The following is a 6,565-nucleotide window of genomic DNA, read 5'->3' on the forward strand; positions in this document are numbered from 1 at the left end:
GCCACTTCTAAATATAATGATAAGGTTATTTATTTTAGCGCTAGCCTAGGAATAATGGGGAGCGTTGTTAATGGTAACTATATGATTTATTTAGATCCTAAAGATTTCTCTATAGATGAACTCTATGATCTTGCCAGTAACTATCATTTTTATAAAAGCAATTATCAGTTTAATAGTGATGAGGAAATGATTAAAAATCAGATACCTGATTATCAAAATAGATTTTTTTATTATTGGTCAATTTAATGCTAATGGAGAGAGGGTAAATTTATCCAATAAAGATGAATTATTAGAAAAATATCCCTTACCTCAACCTGTTTTTGTCAAAATTAACTATTATTCGAAACATTTAGAACCATCAGAAACATTAAAAACAATCGCATTAGTGCCACTCCAAGCGATGAGTCTTATTTTGATAGCACCGCTTTATATTTTTATTTATTAAAGCTACCTGCCCTTCCCTCGTAGGGACTTATGTCTCTACTGAAATACAGGCACCACCCTTTTATATTCAAAAAACAAAAGATGACACTTAGGATTACCTCTTTTTTTGGTGTTAGGCACAGAAAGTCATATCAAACAAGACACACCTATGCTTGTTGGATGTTATCTGCTGGAGCAAATCCTGCATTCATTGCAACACAGATGGGGCACTCATCATCAAAGATGGTACACGATGTTTATGGTTCTTGGACGCCTGAGAACGATCAAGACCAAATATCGCTATTAAACCAAAAATTGAATGATTCAGTCCCCTATGTGTCCCCATCGAGTCATAATAAAGATAACATTCGATTTATATCAAATAGTTAACCCTATCACACCTGCATACTCATAATTTCTTGATAAGCAGCAACGAGCTTATTACGCACTTGTACCCCCATTTGTAATGAGATACTGGATTTTTGCATATCCACCATCACATCATTTAATTCAACACCGGGTGTACCTAAGGTAAACGCTTGAACTTTGTTGGTTGCATTCACTCGAGTTTCATTAATTTTACCCACGGCTTGAACAAGCTGAGTGGCAAACCCTGCCTGTACTGGCTGGGGTTTCGCAATATTGGATGCTTGTAAAGTCTGGATTTGCATTTTATCCAGAACACTTTCAATAGCTGGAATTGACATATAAACCTCTGCGTTAATCATCTAATTCAATTATTGAATCAATGTCATAGTAAGGAAGTGAACCAACACGCTTACCGAGTTATACCCTAACACAGGGGCTTCATTCCAAAGCGAGTAATTAACGCAAAAGTTAAGGGCTAATTACGCCATTAAATGAAACGCAAAAGGCCAATAATGAGACACCTGAGAGTAGGTTTATTTATTTGCGTAAGGGGAGTCTGTTTTGTTACGCCACGCTTTTAGTATTCATCCCGAACTACAAGGCAAGGATTGTCTATGAATGCCGAAAAAACCGACGTTGTGAACCAGAATAAGGGTTTTAACGCCATTATTAACCGGATAAAAGCCGATCCGAAAATTCCGCTCATTATTGCGGGTTCAGCGGCTATTGCCATTTTTGTTGCTGCATTTTTATGGTTACAAAGCCCTGATTATAAGGTGCTTTATAGTAATCTTAGCGATAAAGACGGTGGCGAAATTGTCACACAGTTAACACAGATGAATGTACCTTATCGCTTGTCACAAAATGGCGCGGCGATTATGGTGCCTGACAATCAGGTTCATGAATTACGCCTGAAACTCGCGCAAGCGGGGCTTCCTAAAGGCGGTGCTGCCGGTTTTGAACTGTTAGATAAAGAAAAGTTCGGGATCAGCCAATTTAGTGAACAAATTAACTATCAACGTGCACTTGAGGGTGAGCTTGCTCGCACTATCGAGACATTAGGTCCTGTACAAAATGCTCGAGTTCATTTAGCACTACCAAAACCATCTCTTTTTGTTCGTGAACAGAAATCCCCTTCTGCATCCGTTACGGTGGGTCTTTTACAGGGTAGAACACTGGATGAAGGTCAAATTAATGCCATCGTGCATATCGTTGCGAGCAGTGTTGCTGGTATGCCTGACAGCAGTGTGACCATCGTTGACCAAAGCGGTAAATTATTGACACAACCTGATACGTTAGGTCGTGACCTTAATTCTATCCAACTGAAATATGTTCAAGAGCTAGAGAGCCGTTATCAGCAACGTATTGAAACGTTATTAGGCCCAATTGTGGGTCGTGGAAACGTTCATGCACAGGTAACTGCTCAAATTGATTTCTCTCATACAGAAGAGACAGCAGAAGAGTACAAACCAAATCAGCCACCCAATCAAGCTGCTGTACGTTCAAAACAGTTGAGCCAAAGTGAGCAAAATGGTGGCATGTTAGCGGGTGGTGTTCCTGGGGCATTATCTAATCAACCTGTTGCTCCCCCACAAGCGCCTATTGAAACATCAAAAGCGCAAGAAGGTGAGAAAACAGATGACGCCAATGCAACTGGAACAAATCGCACATTAACGCGCAATCCAAACAGCAATAGCCGTTTAGATGAAACAACTAACTATGAAGTTGATCGCCGAATTCGTCATATCAAGCGTCCAGTAGGTAATATCGAGCGTCTTTCTGTCGCTGTTATTGTGAACTACAAAACCGTTGAAGATAAGAAAGAAGCCGCAGAAGGCGAAGAGCCTGTTGTTGAAACTAAACTTGTTCCGCTAACTGATGAGCAAATTCAGCAAATTGAAGGGCTTGTTCGTGAAGCGATGGGCTATTCTCAAGAACGTGGTGACTCTTTAAGTGTCGTGAACTCTCAGTTCAACGATATTGAAGAGAAAGTAATCACTGTTCCTGTATGGGAAAACCCAGAAATTCTTGCGAAAGCATTAGATTTAGGTCGCTGGTTATTACTTGTCATCATCGCATGGATCTTATGGCGCAAACTGGTGAAACCACAGCTTGAAAAACGCCGTGAAGCTGAGATTGCGGCACAGAAAGCCGTGCTGAAAACGCAGCTACAAGTTAAAGATGATGTAGATGAAGCCGAATTAGATGACGAAGCACGACGTAAACAAGCACGTCAACGTGTCAGTGCCGAATTGCAGAGCCAACGTATCCGTGAAATGGCAGAGAAAGATCCTCGTGTCGTTGCAATGGTTATTCGTCAATGGATGAGTAAAGAACAATGAGTAATAACTTAACTGGAACCGAAAAAAGCGCCGTTATGTTACTAACACTCGGTGAAGACCGAGCGGCGGAAGTATTTAAACATCTAAGCACACGTGAAGTTCAACAGCTAAGTATTGCGATGTCTTCAATGCGTCAGATCTCAAATCAGCAATTGATTGATGTGATGGCAAGCTTTGAAGAAGATGCCGTCCAATACGCAGCATTGAACGTCAATGCGAACGATTATTTACGCTCTGTTCTTGTTAAAGCTTTAGGTGAAGAACGTGCGAATAATCTTTTAGATGAGATCTCTGAAACTCGTGAAACCACAACGGGTATCGAAACACTTAACTTTATGGAGCCACAAATGGCTGCCGATATTATCCGCGACGAACATCCGCAGATTATCGCAACCATCTTAGTTCACCTGAAACGGGGTCAAGCTGCAGATATTTTGGCACTGTTTGATGAGAAATTACGTAATGATGTGATGTTACGTATCGCAACATTTGGTGGTGTTCAACCGTCAGCATTAGCAGAGTTAACTGAAGTACTGAATAACCTGCTTGATGGTCAAAACCTCAAACGCAGTAAAATGGGTGGTGTTCGTACTGCGGCTGAAATCATCAACTTGATGAAGAGCCAGCAAGAAGAGAATGTTATTACTGCGGTTCGCGATTACGACGGCGAATTGGCACAAAAAATTATCGACGAAATGTTCCTGTTCGAAAACCTTATCGATATCGACAACCGTTCTATCCAGCGCATTCTACAGGAAGTGGAATCCGAGTCCTTGGTTGTGGCATTGAAAGGATGCGATCAAGAGCTACGCGATCACTTCCTCAACAATATGTCGCAACGTGCTGCTGAAATCATGCGTGATGACTTGAGTTCTCGCGGCCCTGTTCGAATGTCTCAAGTGGAAGCAGAGCAGAAAGCAATTCTGCTTGTGGTACGCAAATTAGCAGAGACTGGAGAGGTTGTTCTTCATGGAGGAGACGATACCTATGTCTGATAAACATACTGATACTAACTGGAAGCCTTGGGTTCCCAAAGAACTCACAGATTGGGCATTAACGGTCGAGGAAACGACAGAAGACGAAAAGGAAGTCGAAAAACAGGAAAAAGAAGTTGTTCAGCAACAGAAAGTTCTTGAGCAAATTAATATGCTTGATGACATGAAAGACAAGGCCCAGAAATTGGGCCACGCTGAAGGCTTTGAGGCAGGGAAAAACCAGGGTTATCAGGAAGGCTATCAGGCTGGATTACAATCAGGTATTGAAGAAGGCATTCGCCAAGGAATTGCTCAACAATCGCCATTAATTAATGAATGGCAAGGATTGTTGGCTGAGTTTAAGCACTCTTTAAATGGGTTAGACAGTGTTATTGCTTCACGTTTAATGCAAATCGCGCTCACAGCAGCAAAAGAAGTTCTGGGTCAGCCTGCGGTGTGTGATGGTTCTGCATTACTGACGCAAATCACCTTAATGTTGCAACAAGAACAAATGTTCTCAAACAACCCACAGTTAAGAGTTAACCCAACACATATTCCACAAATTGAAAAAGAGCTGGGTGACTCACTTTCTGCTCATGGTTGGAAAGTGGTTGCCGATAACAGTATTCATGTTGGTGGATGTCGTGTTGTAACAAATGATGGCGATCTTGATGCCACGATTGCAACTCGTTGGCATGAACTTTGCCGTCTTGCTGCTCCGGAGGCGTTGTAATGACAGCAAGATTGGGGCGTTGGTTAGAAAAACTCAGTGATGCAGAAGCGCGTTTAAATAAAATTCCGCGTGTGCGTCAATATGGACGTTTAACCAGAGCAACAGGTTTAGTCATGGAAGCTAAGGGGCTTGTTATGCCTCTTGGTTCTACGTGTTTAATAGAACGTACCATTGGTAAAACTGTTGAAGAAGTTGAAAGTGAAGTCGTTGGTTTCAATGGCAGTCAAATGTTGTTAATGCCTTTACAGGAAGTCGAGGGATTAACACCAGGTGCTCGTGTTTATGCACAGGCGACTCCAGGTGGGGAAAATGAAGGTCGTCAGTTGCCGCTTGGCGATGCGCTATTAGGGCGCGTGTTAGATGGCTCTGGTTATCCTTTAGATGGTTTACCACCACCCGATGCAGATTATCGTGCGCCACTGATCACACCTCCTATCAACCCACTACAACGCACCCCAATTACCGATGTACTGGATGTGGGTGTGCGTGCAATCAACGCACTGTTAACCGTAGGGCGTGGTCAGCGAATGGGGCTTTTTGCAGGCTCTGGTGTCGGTAAAAGTGTGTTATTAGGCATGATGGCACGTTTTACTCAAGCTGATGTCATTGTGGTTGGATTAATTGGTGAACGTGGACGTGAAGTTAAAGACTTTATCGAAAATATTCTCGGTACTGAAGGTTTAGCACGCTCAGTCGTTGTTGCAGCACCTGCTGACGTATCCCCCCTTCTTCGAATGCAAGGCGCTTCTTATGCAACACGTATTGCTGAAGATTTTCGTGATCGCGGAAAACATGTCTTACTGATTATGGATTCACTCACACGTTACAGTATGGCGCAACGCGAAATTGCCCTTGCTGTCGGCGAACCGCCTGCAACCAAAGGCTATCCACCTTCTGTATTCGCGAAATTACCCGCACTGGTCGAACGTGCAGGAAATGGCGTTGATGGTGGCGGTTCTATCACGGCTTTCTATACTGTTTTAACAGAAGGTGATGATCAGCAAGATCCCATTGCTGACTCTGCGCGTGCGATTTTAGATGGTCACATTGTGCTTTCGCGTTCTCTTGCAGAATCGGGGCACTACCCTGCTATCGATATCGAAGCCTCAATTAGCCGTGCAATGACATCACTGATTGATAAAACACATTATCGTCGCGTACAAGTGTTTAAACAGCTTTTGTCTAGTTATCAACGTAACCGAGATCTCATTAACGTAGGTGCTTATGCCGCGGGTAGTGATCCTATGCTTGATAAAGCCATTGCGCTTTATCCATCCCTCGCGAAGTTCTTACAACAAGATATCCAAGAGCAATGCAGTTATCAAAGTGCATGTGAGCAACTTAATCAACTGATCACAGTGAACTAATTCTGAACATAATCAGAGAAAGTAAAGAGGGTTCCAATGCGGGAGCAGTCACCTTTAGTGACACTGAGAGAACTGGCACAGACAGCGGCTGAACAAGCCGCTATTCAACTGGCTCAGGTCCGGCAGAGTCATCAACAAATGGAACAGCAACTCAATATGTTGATTGGGTATCAGGATGAATACCGTGTACGTCTAAATGAAACGTTGAATTTAGGGGGGATGTCGTCAGCATCGTGGCAAAACTACCAACAATTCCTCAAAACGCTCGAATTGACTATCGAACAACATAAACAACAACTTCAACATTGGCAGGCGCAGCTTGATCTTGCAACTGAACAATGGAGAGAAAAACAGCAA

Annotated in this window: 7 protein-coding genes and 1 pseudogene; 7 read left to right on the forward strand and 1 reads right to left on the reverse strand. The window is 42.8% G+C overall.

Going from position 1 to position 6,565, the window contains the following annotated elements; translation table 11 throughout:
- On the forward strand, window positions 1-246 hold a 246-nt coding region (locus tag BHE89_RS23715), incomplete at its 5' end, for a hypothetical protein (protein ID WP_216080990.1).
- Between the two features lie 306 nt (window positions 247-552).
- A pseudogene (locus tag BHE89_RS06775) lies at window positions 553-813 on the forward strand (integrase); the annotation flags it as partial.
- A gap of 5 nt (window positions 814-818) precedes the next feature.
- On the opposite strand, the gene fliE reads toward BHE89_RS06775, so the two are convergent.
- Window positions 819-1,130 carry a flagellar hook-basal body complex protein FliE gene (gene fliE, locus BHE89_RS06780; protein ID WP_004248328.1) on the reverse strand — a complete coding sequence of 104 codons (312 nt, stop codon included), beginning with the start codon at window positions 1,128-1,130 and terminating at the stop codon, window positions 819-821.
- A 276-nt stretch (window positions 1,131-1,406) separates the two neighbouring features.
- Here fliE and fliF point away from each other — a divergent pair, with 276 nt between their 5' ends.
- The 5 genes from fliF to fliJ all read left to right on the forward strand — a co-directional run.
- Window positions 1,407-3,134: a flagellar basal-body MS-ring/collar protein FliF gene (fliF, locus tag BHE89_RS06785; protein ID WP_069367490.1), complete on the forward strand. Its 1,728-nt coding sequence runs from the start codon at window positions 1,407-1,409 to the stop codon at window positions 3,132-3,134.
- Window positions 3,131-4,129, forward strand: a complete 999-nt coding sequence (gene fliG, locus BHE89_RS06790) for a flagellar motor switch protein FliG (RefSeq protein WP_069367489.1) — start codon at window positions 3,131-3,133, stop codon at window positions 4,127-4,129. Before fliF ends, fliG begins: the two co-directional genes overlap by 4 nt.
- Entirely contained in the window at window positions 4,122-4,841 is a 720-nt protein-coding gene (gene fliH / locus BHE89_RS06795; RefSeq protein ID WP_069367488.1) for a flagellar assembly protein FliH, read from the forward strand. Before fliG ends, fliH begins: the two co-directional genes overlap by 8 nt.
- A complete protein-coding gene (fliI, locus tag BHE89_RS06800) occupies window positions 4,841-6,208 on the forward strand; it encodes a flagellar protein export ATPase FliI (RefSeq protein ID WP_069367487.1) in 1,368 nt (455 codons plus the stop codon). Before fliH ends, fliI begins: the two co-directional genes overlap by 1 nt.
- Before the next feature lie 36 nt (window positions 6,209-6,244).
- On the forward strand, window positions 6,245-6,565 hold a 321-nt coding region (gene fliJ, locus BHE89_RS06805; protein ID WP_128860366.1), incomplete at its 3' end, for a flagellar export protein FliJ.

It is taken from the genome of Shigella sp. FC1967 (assembly GCF_001743005.1).
In the GTDB taxonomy this organism is placed as follows: Bacteria; Pseudomonadota; Gammaproteobacteria; order Enterobacterales; family Enterobacteriaceae; genus Proteus.